The following is a 15416-nucleotide window of genomic DNA, read 5'->3' as shown; positions in this document are numbered from 1 at the left end:
CCTCAGTCCAGGCGGGCGAGGTGTGGCGTCAGGCGCGGATGCGCCGCCAGCACCCAGGGGTCGTGGGCCGGGATGATCAGCGCCGGGCTGTCGGCCAGGGCCTCGACCGCGTCGAAGGCGTCTAGCGCATCGCCCACATGGTAGAGCGCCGGGAAGGGGATGCGCCGCGCCAGATGCTCGCGCAGCGGCACGGTGTCGCCGGCCAGCACCATCCAGCCGCGCCGGGTGCGCAGCCGCAGGAATTGCAGCCCGTCGGTATGCCCGCCGGCATGGTGCAGCGTCAGGCCGGGGGCGAGCTCGACCGTGCCGTCATGCAGCCGCATCCGGCCCTGGTGCAGCAGCGCGACATGGGCGGCGATGTCCGCCGCCCGGTAGCCGGCGCGCAGCGCGTCGTGCCGCATCGCCGGGCCGGTGACATAGGCCATCTCGCGGGCCTGCATGTGGAAGCTGGCCTGCGGGAACAGGCCGGGCTGGCCGGCATGGTCCCAGTGCAGATGGGTCTGCACCACATGCTTCACCGCGCCCGGATCGATGCCGAGCGTGGCGAAAGCCTCCGGCAGGGTGCCTTCCAGCGGCTTGGCGTAGTCGGCGCAGGCTTGTGCATCCGCCGCCGTGTCGACCGCCACCCAGCCCAGCGGCCCGCGCAACAGGAAGGCATGGTAGGCGAAGGGCGCCTTCGCCTCGCCGCCGGCGCCCCCGAGAAAGCTGCGCGCCGCCAGCCGGTCGGGGTCGAGGGCGAAGCGCAGCGCATAGGCCTCCCACAGGTCGCTCATGACGGGTCGCTCACGGCCGCATCCCCATCAGGCTGAGCCCGCCATCGACGATGATGGTGCTGCCGGTGACATAGGATGAGAAATCGCTGGCCAGGAACAGCACGGCGCCGGCCACGTCGCCCGGCCCGCCGATCCGCGCCGCCGGGATCAGGGCCATCTTCTGCGCCCGCCAGGCCGGGTCGGCCAGCGCCCGGCGGTTGAAGTCGGTCTCGATGGTGCCGGGGGCGACGAGGTTCACCGTGATGCCCTCGGCCGCCAGCTCCAGCGCCATCTGGCGGGCCAGCTGCATCAGCCCGCCCTTGGCGCTGCCATAGGCGACCAGGCCGGGATTGGGCATCCACTGGTTGACCGAGGAGGTGAAGACGATCCGCCCGCCCTGGCCGCTCGTCCGCATGATCCCGGCCGCCTCCCGCGCCAGCGCGAAGGCGCCGCCCAGGTTGACCGCATGGACGCGGGCGAAGTCCGCGTCGCTGGTCTCGGCCAGCGGCTTGCGCAGCAGCATCCCGGCATTGCTGACCAGGATGTCGAGCCCGCCCAGCGCCTCGGCCGCGCGATGCGCCAGCGCCCCGGCGGCGGCCGCATCGCCGAGATCGGCCTGCAGCGCCACGCCGCCGCATTCGGCGGCGAGCGCGGCGGCCGCCTCTGGCTCGGCCAGGTGGTGGATGGCGACGCGGGCGCCGGCCTCGGCCAGCAGCCGGGCGGTGGCGCGGCCGATGCCCTCGGTGCCGGCGCCGGTGACCAGCGCGCGGCGGCCCGAGAGGTCGATGGCGACGGGCATCAGCGGGCCGGCCGGATTTCGATGGCCAGCGTCTCCTCGTCGCCGCGCGGCGTGAAGCTGACGCGGTCGGCGCGGCCGGCCCAGACGGATTCGAAGGTCAGGATCGGGATGATCTCGTTCGCCGCCATGGTCTTCTCCATCGCCTCCTCCAGCAGGGCGCGGCGCTGGCCCTCGTCGAGGGTGCGGCGCGCGCGCTGGATCAGCGCGTCGATCGCCGGGTCGGACAGGCCGGAATAGTTGATGGCGCCGAGCCCCTGGGCGCGGTCCGGCGTGTGCACCTGGCTGGTCAGGAAGTAGCTGCTCTCGCCGGTCAGGCTGCCCCAGCCGGCGGCGTGCAGCGGCCATTCGCGGCGGGCGCGGGCGGGGAAGAAGGTGGCGCGCGGCAGGGCGTTCAGCTCGACGCGGATGCCGACGCGCTGCAGCTGCTGCGCCGCCGCCTCGCAGATCTTGCTGTCATTGACGAAGCGGTCGTTCGGGCAGGCCAGGCTGGTCTGGAAACCGTTCGGATAGCCGGCCTCGCGCAGCAGGGTGCGGGCGCGCTCGGCGTCGAAGCGGGCCGGGGCGATGCGCGCGGAATGGCCGAAGAAGCCCTCCGGCACCGCCTGGTTGGCGACGCGGGCGCGGCCTTCCATCAGCCGGTCGACGATGGCCTGGCGGTTGATGGCGAGCGAGACCGCCTCGCGCACCCGCGCATCCTTCCAGGGGTTGCGCGGCAGCGGCTGCCCCTGGGCGTCGCGCACGCCCGGCAGCGGCTCGCGCCCGAGCTCGGGGAACAGCATGTAGACATAGGCCGAGGGGCCGCTGAAGACGCGGTAGCGGCGGCTGCCCTCGCTCTTCTCCAGCCGGGCGATGTCCTGCAGCGGCACGGCGTTGATGAAGTCGACATCGCCGGAGAGCAGCGCGCCGACCCGCGCCCCGTCGCTCGGGATCGGCCGGAAGCTGACGCGGGCCCAATGCGCCGGCGCGTCGAAATAGCCGGCATTGCGCTCCAGCACGAGCGGCTGCCCCGGCTGCCAGGAGGACAGGCGATAGGGCCCGGTGCCGATCGCCGCTGAGCCGTTGTTGAACTCGGCGGTGCTGCGCAGCCCCTTGGCCGACGAAAGAATGAAGATGTTGGACAGGTTGACCGGCAGCAGCGGCACCGGCCCCTCGGTCAGGAAGCGTACGGTGCGGGCATCGACCACCTGCACCTCGCGGATGCCCTGGATGTAGGTGGCGTAGCTGTTCGGATTGCCCTGGACGTTGGGCACGCGGGCGATGGTGAAGCGCACATCCTCGGCGGTCAGCGGGCTGCCGTCATGGAAGCGCACGCCCTCGCGCAGGGTGAATTCCCAGGTGGTGTCGTCGATCGCCTTCCAGCTCTCGGCCAGCGAGGGGCGCAGCTGCAGCTGCGGATCGCGCGACAGCAGCGTGTCGTAGATGTTGCGCAGCGCCGAGGTGTTGGTGCCCAGCAGGTTGAACTGCGGGTCCAGCGTGCCGGGCTCGCCCTGCATGCCGATGGTCAGCTCCTGCGCCCGGGCGGCGGGGAGGGCGGCGGCAGTCAGGGCCAGGGCGGCGAGCGCCGTGGGGAGGAATCTCGACATGGGCGGATGCCTTGCGGGTGGGGCGGTTGTTGCCATCCCGCGCCCAAGCCGAAGCCCTGTCAATCCGCCGATCACGGGCGCTTGACGCCGTCCCTGGCCATGCGAGGCTCCGCCGCATGCGCATCCATGTCCAGAATCCGGCCGGCGAAACGGTCTTCCCCATCACCTCCGCCCAGTGGCAGGCCGCCGTCGCCCGCGCGCCGGACATGGCCGACCTCCAGGTCAGCTTCGCCCATGACGAGGCCGGCTATGCCGCCGCCATGCAGGAGGCCACGCTGCTGGTCACCTGGACGCGCGAGGTGCTGGCGCGCTTCGGCCAGGGCCAGCTGAAGGCTTCCCGCGCTGCGGCGCCGAAGCTGCAGACCATCTTCTGCACCTCCGCCGGGCTCGACCGGCTGGCGCCCTTCGCCTGGCTGCCGGACGACGTGGCGCTGCTGAACAACCGCGGCGCGCATGCCAACAAGGCCGGCGAGTTCGGCATCATGGCGCTGCTGATGCTGGCCAACCACATCCCCTATTTCGCCGAGCGGCAGCGCGAGGCGCGCTGGGCGCCGCGCTTCGCCTCGGTGCTGGCCGGCCGCCGGCTGGTGGTGGTGGGGCTGGGCTCGCTCGGCGGCGCCGTCGCGGCGCGCGCGAAACAGTTCGGCATGACCGTCACCGGCGTGCGCCATACCGCCGCCCCGCACGAGTCGTGCGACAGGGTGGTGGCGCAGAGCGATATCGATTCCGTGCTGCCCGAGGCGGACTACCTGCTGCTGGCCTGCCCGCTGACGCCGCAGACGCGCGGCCTGATGGACGCCCGGCGCTTTGCCCTGCTGCCGCGCGGCGCGCGGGTCGTGAACATGGGCCGCGGCGGGCTGTGGGACCAGGAGGCGATGGCCGATGCGCTGGAGGCCGGCCATCTCGGCGGCGTGGTGACCGACGTGACCACGCCCGAGCCGCTGCCGGCCGAGCACCGGCTGTGGCGCACCCCGGGGCTGTTCATCACGCCGCACATGTCGTCGGACGATCCCGAGACCTACAACGACAACAGCCTGGATATCCTCTTCGCCAATCTCCGCGCGGCGCGGGCGGGGAAGGCGATGCCCAACCGGGTGCTGCCCGAGAAGGGCTACTGAGGCGAGGGCAGGGGCAGGCGAGGGGAAGGAATTCCCCTCGACCCCTTCTTTTCTCTGTTCTTTCGGCCGTTGGGGGCCGGGTCTTCGACGACGCCTACTTCTGGGCCATCGACTTGGCGATCGGCGCGATGAACTGCGCCTCGGTGTCCCAGGGGAACAGGATCCAGGTATCCTGCGACACCTCGGTGATGAAGGTGTCGACCAGCGGCTTGCCGGCCGGCTTGGCATAGACCGTCGCGAAATGCGCCTTGGGCAGCATGGCGCGGACCACCTTGGCCGTCGTGCCGGTATCGACCAGGTCGTCCAGCACCAGCCAGCCGGCGCCGTCGCCGGCCGCGACCGGGGGCTTGGCCACCACCGGCTCGCCGCGCTTTTCCTCGTCATAGGTAATGATCGAGACGCTCTCGATCAGCCGGCAGTCGAGCTCGCGCGCCACGATGGCGGCGGGGATCAGCCCGCCGCGGGTGATGGCGACGATGCCGGTCCACGGCCCGCGCTCGATCAGGCGCCAGGCCAGGGCCTTGCTGTCGCGGTGCAGCTGGTCCCAGCTGACGGTGTAGTAGCGGGGCGGCATGGTCAGAACATCTTCCCACCGTTGGGGACACTGAAATCCGGCTTGAGCAGCACCACGGCGCCATTGCTGTCGGGCAGGCCGAGGGTTAGCACCTGGCTCTCGAAGCCGGCGATGCGGCGTGGCGGCAGGTTGACCACGCAGAGCACCTGGCGGCCGATCATCTTGTCCGGGGTGTAGTGGACCGTGACCTGGGCCGAGGATTTCCGGATGCCGAGCTCCGGCCCCAGGTCGATCTCCAGCTTGTAGGCCGGCTTGCGCGCGCCCTCCAGGGGGCGGGCATCGACCACCGTGCCGACACGGATGTCGAGGCGGTCGAAATCGTCGATCGTCGCGGTCGCTTCCATGCCGGTTCGATAGCGCAGCCGGCGGGGCGGCGGAAGTGGGCGGATTGCTGCGGGCGCCGAGCCGTGCCAGCCTCGCGCCCTCCTGGTGGCGGGACACCCGCCACCGCAGTGACGTCCAGTTCCGAAAGTAATGCCATGCGCGACTTCCACGCCCCCGGCCGCAGCCCGGTCCTCGCCAGCCACGGCATGGCCGCCACCTCGATGCCGGCGGCGACGCTCGCCGCCATCGACATCCTGCGCCAGGGCGGCAACGCGCTCGACGCCGCCATCGCCGCCTGCGCCGTGCTGGCGGTGATCGAGCCCCAGTCGACCGGCATCGGCGGCGACAATTTCTGTCTCTACGCCCCGGCCGGCACCGGCCAGGTCATCGCGATGAACGGCTCGGGCCGCGCCCCGGCCGGCGCGACGCCGGAGAAGCTGCGGGCCGACGGGCTGACCGCCATGGTCGCCACCTCGGCGCATTCGGTGACCGTGCCCGGCGCCATCTCCGCCTGGGAGAAGCTGAACAAGGCGCATGGCAAGCTGTCGCTGGCGCAGATCCTGGCACCGGCCATCAAGATCGCCGAGGACGGTCACCCGGTGCATGGCCGCGTCGCCGCCGACTGGGAGACCGCGGCGCCGAAGCTCGCCAAGAATGCCGCCGCCGCGAAGCACTTCCTGAAGGACGGCAAGCCCTTCCAGGTCGGCGACAAGTTCGCCCAGCCGGCGCTGGCCAAGACCCTGCGCGCCATCGGCGAGCGCGGCGCCCGCGCCTTCTATGAAGGCGAGATCGCCGCCGACATGGTCGCCGCCCTGCAGGCCGCCGGCGGCACCCACACCGAGGCCGATTTCGCCGCCGGCCTCGACATCGCCGAATTCGTCACGCCGATCCAGACCAAGTGGAAGGGGCTCGACGTCTACCAGTGCCCGCCGAACGGCTCGGGCCTGCTGGTGCTGCAGATGCTGGGCGTGCTGGGCCAGTGCGAGACGCCGGAGGGCGGCCCGCTGGGCGTCACCCGCCTGCACCGCCATGTCGAGGCCGCGCGCCTCGCCTATCGCGACCGCGACGGCTTCCTGGCCGATCCGTCCCAGGTGGAAGTGCCGGTCGCCAAGCTGACCTCGGACGACTACACGAAGAAGCTGCGCGCCCTGATCCGCGACGATGTCGCGATGAAGGAGCTGCCGCCGGCCGGCATGGCCGAGATGCTGCCGAAGCACAAGGACACCGTCTATCTCTGCGTCGTCGACGCCGAGGGCAATGCCTGCTCCTTCATCAACTCGCTGTTCGAGAGCTTCGGCTCCGGCATCCTGGCCGAGAAGAGCGGCGTCATGCTGCACAATCGCGGCTTCGGCTTCCGCCTGCAGGAGGGCCACCCCAACTGCATCGCGCCGAACAAGCGCCCGATGCACACCATCATCCCCGGCATGGTGATGCAGAACGGCCGCGCCATCATGCCCTTCGGCGTCATGGGCGGGCATTTCCAGCCGATGGGCCAGACCCTGTTCCTGACCAACCATTTCGAGTTCGGCCTGGACCTGCAGGAGTCGCTCGACCTGCCGCGGCTCTTCCCCTACGCCGGCAAGCTGCAGGTGGAGCGCGGCATCCCGGCCTCGGCGCTCGACCAGCTCAGCCGCCTCGGCCACACCATCGAGATGATGGACAAGCCGCATGGCGGCGGCCAGGCGATCTTCATCGACCATGCGCGCGGCGTGCTGGTCGGCGCCTCCGACCCGCGCAAGGATGGCTGCGCCCTCGGCTACTGACGCCTGATGACTTGCGGGGGGCGACCACGCCCCCCGCGATCCTTGCCGTGCTGTCCTGAGGAGTTCCCGCGTGACCGAAGCCTGCGACCTTTCCGCCGTCACCGCCCGCCGCCTGATCGGCGAGAAGAAGCTGTCCCCCGTCGAGCTGCTGGACAGCTGCCTGGCCCGCATCAGCGCGGTGAACCACGCGGTCAATGCCATGGTCGCGCTGGACGAGACGCGCGCCCGCAAGGCGGCGAAGGCGGCCGAGCAGGCGGTGGTGAAGGGTGAGAAGCTCGGCGCGCTGCACGGCCTGCCGCTCGGCATCAAGGACCTCGACGACACCGAGGGGCTGCGCACCACCTTCGGCAGCCCGATCTTCAAGGACAATGTCCCCGCCCGCGATTCCCAGATGGTCGCTGACCTGAAGGCGGCTGGCGGTATCGTGCTGGGCAAGACCAACACCCCGGAATTCGGCGCCGGTGCCAACACGCGCAACGCCGTCTATGGTGCCACCGGCAATCCCTTCGATCCGACCCGGTCCGCCGCCGGCTCCTCCGGCGGCTCGGGCGTGGTGCTGGCGACGGGGATGGTGCCGCTGGCCAGCGGCTCCGACACCGGCGGGTCCTTGCGCAACCCTGCCGCCTTCAACGGCATCGTCGGCTTCCGCCCCAGCCCCGGCCTGGTGCCCGCCGAGCGCCGCCTGCTCGGCTGGTCGAACCTGCCGGTGCTCGGGCCGATGGCGCGCGACGTCGGCGACCTGGCGCTGATGCTCTCGGTCATGGCGGCCGATCATGGCCTCGACCCGCTGGCCTATACGCTGCCGGACCAGGATGTCCGCCGCGGCATGGCGCTGCACGAGGCGATCGACCTGTCCTCGCTCCGCGTCGCCAGCACGCCCGATTTCGGCTTCGCGCCGACCGAGAAGCATATCCGCGGCGTCTTCGCCGAGCGGATGCAGGCGCTGTCGCCGCTCTTCGCCAGCGTCGAGGAGGCGCATCCCGACAGCACCGGCTGCGACGAGGTCTTCGCCGTCCTCCGCGCCCTGAACTTCCTGGCCGCGCATGAGGAGAAGGTCCGCCTGCGCCCGCAGGATGTCGGGCCGAATGTGCGCGCCAATGTCGAGGAAGGCCTGCTCTACACGGCCAACGACGTGGCCCGCGCCTCGGTGCAGCAGACCAAGATCTACCGCAACTGGCAGGCCTTCTTCGCGAAGGGCTACGACGTCATCGTCTCGCCGGCGATGACCCTGTCGCCGCGCCCCTGGTCGGAGCTCTACCCGTCCGAGATCGACGGCAAGCCGACCAAGAACTACTTCCACTGGCTGGCCAATGCCTATGCGGTGACGGTGCCCGGCCATCCGGCGATCAGCCTGCCGCTCGGCGTCGACCGTGCCGGCATGCCCTTCGGCCTGCAGATCGTCGGTCCCCGTGGCGGCGATGCGCTGGTCATCGCGGTGGCCGCCGCCATCGAGGCCGCCGTCGCCGGTGACGCGGTGCTGGCCCGCCCGGTGCCGGACCTGGCGAAGCTGCAGGCCGCCCGGCCGATCAGCGAGATGCCTGGGTTTTTGAGCTTCGACTGATTTCTTTCGGACTGCCGTGTCCACGTGGAGACAGGACGCGAAATGGCCAATCGACAGCGCGACCTTTCAGGGCGCGCTGTTTTCATATGAATGCGCCCCGCCGTGATGCCTGGGTATCGCTTTCGTTGGAGCGCTGGCCGGCAAACGGCCGGTGAACAGAAAGAAGAAGGGGTCCAGGGGAATTCATTCCCCTGGCCTGCCCAGCACTTCGCTTACGAAGCCTGGATATTTCCCTTCTTCACCACCTCCGTCCACCGCTCGATCTCCCGCCGCTGGAAGGTACGGAAGTCGTCCGGCGAATTGGCGACGACGCTGAAGCCGATGCGGTCCATCTGCTCGATGGTGGCGGGGTGGCGCAGCCCGGCGACCAGCGCCTTGTGGACGCGCTCGACCAGGGCCGGCTCCATCTTCGGCGGGCCGGCCATGGCCTGCCAGGAATAGACCACGAAGTCGGCCAGGCCCGCCTCGGAGGCGGTGGGGACGTCGGGCAGCAGGGGATGGCGCTGCTCGGAGGTTACCAGGATCGGCTTGACCTGCTTGTCGCGGATGAAGGGCGTGATGAAGCCCAGATTCTGGAACGACATCTGCACATTGCCGGCGATCAGGTCGGTGGTGGCAGGGGCGCCGCCGGCATAGGGGATATGGGCCATGCCGGTGCCGGTGAGCTGCTTGAACAGCTCCATGGTCAGATGGTCGGAGGAGCCGACGCCGCTGGTCGAATAGGAATCCTGCGCGCCGCCGCGCTTCAGCCAGGCGACCAGCGAGGCCAGGTCGTTGGCGGCGACCTGCTTCGGGTTGACCACCAGCACGTTGGGGGTGGTGACCGACAGGGTCAGGTTGGTGAAGTCCTTTTCCGGGTCGTAGCCCAGGTTGGGGCGCAGCGCCTTGTTGATGGCGAAGGTGCTGATCGGCGCGGCCATCAGCAGGCTGCCATCGGGGGTGGCGCGGGCCAGGGCGCGCGCGCCGATCTCGCCGGCGGCGCCGGGGCGGTTCTCGACGACCACGGTCTTGCCCAGGGCCTCGGTCATGCGCTGGGCGACGGCGCGGCCGATGATGTCCGACGAGCCGCCCGGGGCGAAGGGCACCATCATGGTGACCGGCTTGCTCGGCCAGTCAGCGGCGGATTGCGCGCCGGCCAGGCGGGGCAGCAGCAGGGCGGGGGCCGCGAGGGCGCCGGCGCGCAGCAGATGGCGGCGGTTCATGGCTGTTCTCCTTGGACGGGAAGCCGGCGTCGCGGGGTGGCGTCTTCGCCTTTGCCCCCGCGGCCGGGCGATCGGGGTTACACCGGGTCGATCGGCGGGCGCCCGGCGAGCACGGCGGCGATGTTGTCCAGTGCCTTCAGGCCCATGGCGTCGCGCGTCTCGATGGTGGCGCTGGCGACATGCGGGGTCAGGAAGACATTGGGCAGCTCGGCGAAGCGGCGGTCGAAATTCGGCTCGTTGTGGAACACGTCGAGGCCGGCGGCGAAGAGATGGCCGGAGGTCAGCGCCTGCAGCAGGGCGTCCTCGTCGACCACCGAGCCGCGCGCGGTGTTGACGAAGACGGCGCCGCGCGGCAGCGCCGCGAAGGCCGCTTCCGTCATCACCGTGCCGGTGGCGGCGCCGCCGGGCAGGTGCAGCGACAGGATCTGGCTGTGCGGCAGCATCTCCGCCAGGTTGGGGAAGTATTCGGCGCCCTGCTCGAGCTCCGGGCTGAGCCGCGAGCGGTTGTGGTAGAGGATGCGCATGCCGAAGCCGCGGGCGCGCTGCGCCATGGCGCGGCCGATGCGGCCCATGCCGACGATGCCAAGCGTCTTGCCGCTCGGACGCACCCCCAGCATGTCGGGCAGGCCGAGCGTCTTGCCCCAGCCGGCACGCATGATGCCCTCGTATTCATGCGCGCGGCGGCAGGCGGCCAGCAGCAGCAGGAAGGCGAGGTCGGCGGTGCAATCGGTCAGCACGTCCGGCGTGTTGGTGACGATCAGGCCGCGCGCCTTGGCGGCGACCGCGTCCATGTGGTCGTAGCCGACCGAGCTGTTGGCCAGCAGCCTGACGCTGGCGGGCAGGCGGGCGATCGCCTCGGCATTGAGCTTCGAGGTGGTGCCGAGCAGGATGGCCTCGGCGCCGTGCCGCGTCGCCGCCTCGATGACCTGCTCGGCATTCATGTCCTGCTCGGCCATCAGCGCATCGAAGTCGCGGCGGGCGCGGGCGGCGGCGGCCTCGGTGATGCGGCGGGCAACGAGGATACGGGGCAGGGCCATGGGGCCAGTCCTTTCGGCCAGAGACAAGCCAGACCGGGATAAAGGACATCAGCTTGTCAGGCAACCCGACAGGCTGGGCGGGCCCGCGGCGGGCCGGGGAAGGCTCCCCGGCCCGGCCTGGGTCATTCGGTGAAGGCGATGGCCAGGCCGAAGGTCTCGGTGGCGGCGACGCGCAGACGGCCCTCGGCCTCGACGAAGGGGACGCCGCCGCCGGCCAGGGCGGCGCGGGCCGCGGCCAGGTCGGCCCGGAAGGTCAGGGCGACCATCATGTCGCGGCCATCGGTCGGCAGCGGCGGCAGGGCCTCGCCCCAGAGGGCGCGGGCGGCGTCCGGCTGCAGCACCAGCACGCGGGCCTGCGGCGTCTGGATCGCCTGGCCACCGGGGACGGCAACCACGGCCGCCTCGCCGAACAGCCGGCGATAGGGGGCGACGGCCTTGTCAGGATCGGCGCTGACGATGCCGAATTCGGCGACGGCGGTGACGCCATTGGGCTGCTGCTGCCATTCCGGGCGCCAGACCAGTTCCGGCGTGACGTGGTGGCAGAAGAAGACGCGGCCGCCGAAGGCGACGCTGCCATCCAGGTGGGTCACCCGGAAATGCGCCTCGGGCATGCTGCCATCGGGCAGCTCGACGGGGCGGTTGAACGCGCGGGATTCACCGGCGGGCACGCCGGCGGCGACGACGCGGTCGCGGAAGCCGGCATCGCCCGGCGGCTTGAAGACCAGCCCGCCCAGCCCGATCGGCATCTGCCAGAGCTCGGCGCGCTGGTTGGCGCGGGCCGGCTCGTAGCCCAGCAGCTCCAGGTAGTCGGTGCCGAAGATCGCCAGGTTGTTGCTCGAGCCCAGCGAGTGATGGCCGCGCGCGGTGAGCTGGAAGCCCAGGCGCTGGTACTGCGCCGCGGCCGCGTCGAGCTCGTCGCCGACATGGATGACCACATGGTCGATGGCGGGCTGCAGCACGGGGGTCATGGTGGCATCCTTGTCCAGGGTGATGCCGCGATCATGGCCCCGGCGCCGGGTTTTGCGAAGCCTCCCAGCGGAAGCTCCGCATTAAACCGGCGCGGCCTGTGGAATGAGCGTGCCGCCCTCCAGCCGCAGCACCCGGTCGTGGTGGCGCGCAACGGCGGGACGATGGGCGATGGAGAGGATGGCGGTCTCCGGCAGCTCGCGGCGCAGCGTGGCGTAGAGTTTTTCTTCCGATTCCGGGTCGAGGCTGGCGGTGGCCTCGTCGAGGAACAGCCAGCGCGGCCGCAGCAGCAGGGCGCGGGCCAGCGCCAGGCGCTGCTGCTCGCCGCCGGAGAGGCGGCGGTCCCAGCTGTCCTCGCGATCGAGCTGCCCGGCCAGGCCGCCGAGCCCGGCGAGGTCGAGCGCCCGGGCGATGGCCTCGTCCGAGAAATCCGCCGGCGTCGCCGGGTAGCAGACCGCCTGGCGCAGCGTGCCCAGCGGCAGGTAGGGCCGCTGCGGCAGGAACAGCGACGTGCCCTCGGGCACCGCGATGCGGCCCTGGCCGAAGGGCCAGATGCCGGCCAGCGCGCGGAACAGCGTCGACTTGCCGCTGCCGGAGCGGCCGGTGATCAGCACCGCCTCGCCGGGGGCGAGCGCCAGGGCGGCATCCTGCGTCAGGATGCGGCCATCGGGCAGGGCGATGTCCAGCGCCTCGGCGCGCAGCAGCGGGCCGCCGGCGGGTCTGCGGGCCGGGCCCTGGCCAGCGCTGGCGCGGGCCTCGGCGAGCGCCTTCTGGAAGCCGGTGAGGCGGTCGACGGCGGCGCGCCAGTTGGTCAGGTCGGGGTAGTAGGTGACGAACCAGGACAGCGCCCCCTGCACCTCGCCGAAGGCGGAGGAGGTCTGGATCAGCCCGCCGAGCGGCATGGCCCCCGAGAAATAGGCCGGGGCGGCGGCGATGAAGGGGAAGATGATGGCGACCTGGTTGTAGCCGGTGGAGAAGAAGGCGAGCTGCTTGCTGACCCGCATGATGCCCCACCAATTGCCGATCACCGCGCCGAAGCGGCCGAGCAGGCCCTGCTTCTCCTGCGGTTCGCCGCCATGCAGGGCGATGCCCTCCATGTTCTCGCGGACCCGGACCAGGGCGTAGCGGAAATCGGCCTCGACCCGCTCCTGCAGGAAGTTCAGCCGGATCAGCCGGCGGCCGATCAGATGCGAGACCCAGCTGCCCAGCATCGCATAGAGCAGGGCGACCCAGACCATGTAGCCGGGGATGGAGAGGCCGAAGACCTGCATCGGCCCCGACAGGCTCCAGAGCAGGGCGACATAGGAGAACAGCGTCACCACCGCGTTCATCAGGCTGATGCCGAGGACCAGGGCGCTGCCGACGAAGAGCTTGCTGTCCTCGGCGATGCGCTGGTCGGGGTTGTCGGCCGCATCCGCCGCCCCGCCGCGGCCGGCGGTCAGGCCGATGCGGTAATAGGCGCGGTCGCGCAGCCAGTCGGCCAGCATGTGCTCGGTGACCCAGCGGCGCCAGCGGATGTCGAGCGCCTGGCGCAGATAGGCGGCATAGACGGCGACCAGGATGTAGAGGGCGGCGACGATGGAGAAGCCGGGCATGAAGCCCTCCTCGCCATGGTGGCCCCAGAGGATCAGTCCGGTGAAGGCCGAGAAATCCTTCACCTCGAGGGCGTTGTAGAAGGCGCGCTGCCAGAAGGTCAGCACCACGCCCATGCCGACGAGGGCCAGGTTGAGGGCGACCACCACGGCCAGCAGGCCGCGCGCCTTCCAGCGTTCCTCGCTGCGCCAGAAGGGGCGGGCCAGCGCCCAGGCATCCCGCAGGAAGGGGAAGAGGTTGCGCATGCGCGGGCTCCGCGGCCGGGTCTGGGGAGGGGGCTGAGGGGGGAGAGGTTATTCGCCGGGGCGGGCGGCGCGCAGGCGGATGACGCCGCGCACCTCCTCGGCGGGGACGGGCTTGCCCTTGCGCAGGATCTCGATCTGGCCGGCGGCCTGCAGCTTCATCGCCTCCTGGCGGATCGGCGTCATCAGGCTGCGCCAGTGCTCCTCGGGGAAGAGGGCGCGGGCCACCTCGCTCGGGCAGATCGAGGCGGCGTCGCCGCGCGCAGCGGTCTGGCGCAGGATCTCGGCGCGGAGCGCCTCGGGCGAGGGGCGGGTCGGGGGGTTGTTGCTGGCCATGGCAGGAACTCTACGGAAAGACGGATAAGAAAATCAGGCGGCGCCGGGGCGGCGGCCGGCCAGGCGGGTGAAGCTGATGACGGCAGCGGCGCCGGCAATGCAAGCGGCAACCGTCAGCGCCACCGCCGCGCCGTTCTCGCCGGCCAGCCGCAGGACCAGCGCCGCCAGCGTCGCCCCGGTGGTCTGGCCCAACAGCCGCGCGGTGGACAGCATGCCGCTGGCGCCGCCCGAGCGCTCGCGCGGGGCGGCGGAGAGCAGGGCCCGGTTGTTCGGGCTCTGGAACAGGCCGAAGCCCATGCCGCAGAGCGCGGTGCGCCAGCCGATGTCGAGGGCGGTGGGCGCCGCCGGCAGGGTGGCGAGCAGCGCCAGGCCGGTGGCCATGACGATCAGCCCGATGCCGCCCAGCAGTCCGGCCGGGATGCGGTCGGAGAGGCGCCCGGCCAGCGGCGACATGACGATCAGCACCAGCGGCCAGGGCGTCATCAGCAGCCCGGTCTCGACCTGGGTGCGGCCCAGGCTGTGCTGCAGGAAGAAGGGCAGGGCGACGAAGGCCAGCATCTGCGCGGCGAAGGAGCAGATCGAGGTCGCCACCGACAGGCTGAAGACCGGGATGCGCAGCAGGTCGACCGGCAGCAGCGGCGCGGCGCGGCCGGACTGGCGGCGCACCAGCAGGATGCCGGCGGTGACGCCGCCCGCCAGCAGCAGGCTGCCGCGCCAGGCGGGGGCGCCGTGGGTGAACTGCTCGAAGGCGGTCATGGTCATGCCGAAGGTGGCGGCGCTGAGCAGGGCGGAGGCGGCGTCGAAGCGGCGGCGGGCGCGCGGCGTCTCCGGCAGGAAGCGCCAAGCCAGGATGAAGGCCAGCAGGCCCACCGGGATATTGACCGCGAAGATCCAGGGCCAGTGGGCGATGCTGAGGATGCCGGCGGCAACGCTCGGCCCGGTGACCGAGGAGAGGGCGACGACGAGGGCGTTGATGCCGACGCCCTGGCCGAGGCGGCTCTGCGGATAGATGAAGCGCAGCAGGGCGGTGTTGACCGACATCAGCCCGGCGGCGCCGAAGCCCTGGACGATGCGCGACAGGGTCAGCCAGGTCAGCGAATCCGCCATGGCGCAGAAGCAGGAGGCGACGACGAAGAGGGCGAGGCCGGTGCGGTAGATGCGCTCATGGCCGACCAGCTCGCCGAGCGAGGCCAGCGGCAGCAGCGAGCAGACGATGGCGATCTGGTAGGCGTTGACGACCAGGATGGCTTCGGAGGCGGAGACGCGCAGGTCGGCGGCGATGGCGGGCAGGGCGACATTGGCGATGGAGCTGTCCATCACCGCCATGGCGATGGCGACGGCCAATGCCAGGATCGCCCAGCGGCGCCGTTCCGGGGGCAGGCCATCGGTTTCCGTCTGCATGCCGTGCCCGATCCTCCCGTGGTGCGAGCTCCGACCATGCGCCCGGCGCGGAGCCTGCGCCAGTAGCGTGCCCGGCAGGGCGGCTGCGCAGCCGCCGCGTGCCACGCTCTTGCGGATCGGACGTTTGCGCTGGCCTGGAAAGGGCCGTTGGCAGAAAGAGAAGGG

The 15416-nt window shown here is 71.3% G+C and carries 14 protein-coding genes; 3 read left to right on the top strand and 11 right to left on the bottom strand.

The features are described from left to right. Positions 1-2: 2 nt before the first annotated feature. Genes WFI16_RS24385 through WFI16_RS24375 form a run of 3 tightly spaced genes read right to left on the bottom strand, consistent with a single transcriptional unit; the run spans position 3 to position 3134 of the window. The gene (locus WFI16_RS24385) at positions 3-773 is read right to left on the bottom strand and encodes an N-acyl homoserine lactonase family protein (protein WP_419900462.1); all 771 of its coding nucleotides are present in this window, start codon (positions 771-773) and stop codon (positions 3-5) included. A gap of 10 nt (positions 774-783) precedes the next feature. Next, a complete protein-coding gene (locus WFI16_RS24380) occupies positions 784-1551 on the bottom strand; it encodes an SDR family NAD(P)-dependent oxidoreductase (protein ID WP_419900461.1) in 768 nt (255 codons plus the stop codon). Further along, positions 1551-3134 (bottom strand): ABC transporter substrate-binding protein, encoded by a 1584-nt coding sequence (locus WFI16_RS24375; RefSeq protein WP_419900460.1) that lies wholly within the window; start codon positions 3132-3134, stop codon positions 1551-1553. The genes WFI16_RS24380 and WFI16_RS24375 overlap by 1 nt, the downstream gene beginning before the upstream one ends. 116 nt (positions 3135-3250) lie before the next feature. Between WFI16_RS24375 and WFI16_RS24370 the strand changes: the two genes are divergently transcribed. Then, entirely contained in the window at positions 3251-4252 is a 1002-nt protein-coding gene (locus tag WFI16_RS24370) for a D-2-hydroxyacid dehydrogenase (RefSeq protein WP_419900459.1), read from the top strand. A gap of 94 nt (positions 4253-4346) precedes the next feature. On the opposite strand, the gene gpt is transcribed toward WFI16_RS24370, so the two are convergent. Together gpt and WFI16_RS24360 are read right to left on the bottom strand one after the other, a co-directional pair. Beyond that, on the bottom strand, positions 4347-4826 hold the full coding sequence (gene gpt, locus WFI16_RS24365) for a xanthine phosphoribosyltransferase (RefSeq protein WP_419900458.1): 480 nt from the start codon (positions 4824-4826) through the stop codon (positions 4347-4349). 2 nt (positions 4827-4828) lie between these two features. After that, entirely contained in the window at positions 4829-5170 is a 342-nt protein-coding gene (locus tag WFI16_RS24360) for a tRNA-binding protein (protein WP_419900457.1), read from the bottom strand. A gap of 135 nt (positions 5171-5305) precedes the next feature. Between WFI16_RS24360 and ggt the strand changes: the two genes are divergently transcribed. Beyond that, complete coding sequence (gene ggt / locus WFI16_RS24355; protein ID WP_419900456.1) at positions 5306-6913, top strand: gamma-glutamyltransferase; 1608 nt, start codon at positions 5306-5308, stop codon at positions 6911-6913. A 70-nt stretch (positions 6914-6983) separates the two neighbouring features. Next, positions 6984-8474 (top strand): amidase, encoded by a 1491-nt coding sequence (locus WFI16_RS24350; protein WP_419900455.1) that lies wholly within the window; start codon positions 6984-6986, stop codon positions 8472-8474. A gap of 212 nt (positions 8475-8686) precedes the next feature. Here WFI16_RS24350 and WFI16_RS24345 read toward each other — a convergent pair whose 3' ends face one another. The 6 genes from WFI16_RS24345 to WFI16_RS24320 form a co-directional block, all read right to left on the bottom strand. Beyond that, complete coding sequence (locus tag WFI16_RS24345) at positions 8687-9676, bottom strand: Bug family tripartite tricarboxylate transporter substrate binding protein (RefSeq protein ID WP_419900454.1); 990 nt, start codon at positions 9674-9676, stop codon at positions 8687-8689. 77 nt (positions 9677-9753) lie between these two features. Continuing rightward, positions 9754-10713: a 2-hydroxyacid dehydrogenase gene (locus WFI16_RS24340; RefSeq protein ID WP_419900453.1), complete on the bottom strand. Its 960-nt coding sequence runs from the start codon at positions 10711-10713 to the stop codon at positions 9754-9756. A gap of 122 nt (positions 10714-10835) precedes the next feature. Further along, positions 10836-11681, bottom strand: coding sequence for a VOC family protein (locus WFI16_RS24335; RefSeq protein WP_419900452.1), 846 nt, complete (start codon positions 11679-11681; stop codon positions 10836-10838). Positions 11682-11762: 81 nt separating this feature from the next. Continuing rightward, positions 11763-13517: an ABC transporter ATP-binding protein/permease gene (locus WFI16_RS24330; RefSeq protein WP_419900451.1), complete on the bottom strand. Its 1755-nt coding sequence runs from the start codon at positions 13515-13517 to the stop codon at positions 11763-11765. A 48-nt stretch (positions 13518-13565) separates the two neighbouring features. Beyond that, positions 13566-13850, bottom strand: coding sequence for a DUF3253 domain-containing protein (locus tag WFI16_RS24325; protein WP_419900450.1), 285 nt, complete (start codon positions 13848-13850; stop codon positions 13566-13568). A gap of 33 nt (positions 13851-13883) precedes the next feature. Then, entirely contained in the window at positions 13884-15251 is a 1368-nt protein-coding gene (locus tag WFI16_RS24320) for an MFS transporter (protein ID WP_419900449.1), read from the bottom strand. Positions 15252-15416 lie beyond the last annotated feature (165 nt).

Source organism: Roseomonas sp. USHLN139 (assembly GCF_037145735.1).
Lineage (GTDB): Bacteria > Pseudomonadota > Alphaproteobacteria > Acetobacterales > Acetobacteraceae > Pseudoroseomonas.
Note: the sequence above shows the minus strand (reverse complement) of the source record. Positions and strands in the feature narration are given on the sequence as shown.

Excerpts from the sequence above, each read along its gene's own strand:
- WFI16_RS24385 (WP_419900462.1), bottom strand. The coding sequence starts at position 773 with ATGAGCGACCTGTGGGAGGCCTATGCGCTGCGCTTCGCCCTCGACCCC.
- WFI16_RS24380 (WP_419900461.1), bottom strand. The coding sequence starts at position 1,551 with ATGCCCGTCGCCATCGACCTCTCGGGCCGCCGCGCGCTGGTCACCGGC.
- WFI16_RS24375 (WP_419900460.1), bottom strand. The coding sequence starts at position 3,134 with ATGTCGAGATTCCTCCCCACGGCGCTCGCCGCCCTGGCCCTGACTGCC.
- WFI16_RS24370 (WP_419900459.1), top strand. The coding sequence starts at position 3,251 with ATGCGCATCCATGTCCAGAATCCGGCCGGCGAAACGGTCTTCCCCATC.
- gpt (WP_419900458.1), bottom strand. The coding sequence starts at position 4,826 with ATGCCGCCCCGCTACTACACCGTCAGCTGGGACCAGCTGCACCGCGAC.
- WFI16_RS24360 (WP_419900457.1), bottom strand. The coding sequence starts at position 5,170 with ATGGAAGCGACCGCGACGATCGACGATTTCGACCGCCTCGACATCCGT.
- ggt (WP_419900456.1), top strand. The coding sequence starts at position 5,306 with ATGCGCGACTTCCACGCCCCCGGCCGCAGCCCGGTCCTCGCCAGCCAC.
- WFI16_RS24345 (WP_419900454.1), bottom strand. The coding sequence starts at position 9,676 with ATGAACCGCCGCCATCTGCTGCGCGCCGGCGCCCTCGCGGCCCCCGCC.
- WFI16_RS24340 (WP_419900453.1), bottom strand. The coding sequence starts at position 10,713 with ATGGCCCTGCCCCGTATCCTCGTTGCCCGCCGCATCACCGAGGCCGCC.
- WFI16_RS24335 (WP_419900452.1), bottom strand. The coding sequence starts at position 11,681 with ATGACCCCCGTGCTGCAGCCCGCCATCGACCATGTGGTCATCCATGTC.
- WFI16_RS24330 (WP_419900451.1), bottom strand. The coding sequence starts at position 13,517 with ATGCGCAACCTCTTCCCCTTCCTGCGGGATGCCTGGGCGCTGGCCCGC.
- WFI16_RS24325 (WP_419900450.1), bottom strand. The coding sequence starts at position 13,850 with ATGGCCAGCAACAACCCCCCGACCCGCCCCTCGCCCGAGGCGCTCCGC.
- WFI16_RS24320 (WP_419900449.1), bottom strand. The coding sequence starts at position 15,251 with ATGCAGACGGAAACCGATGGCCTGCCCCCGGAACGGCGCCGCTGGGCG.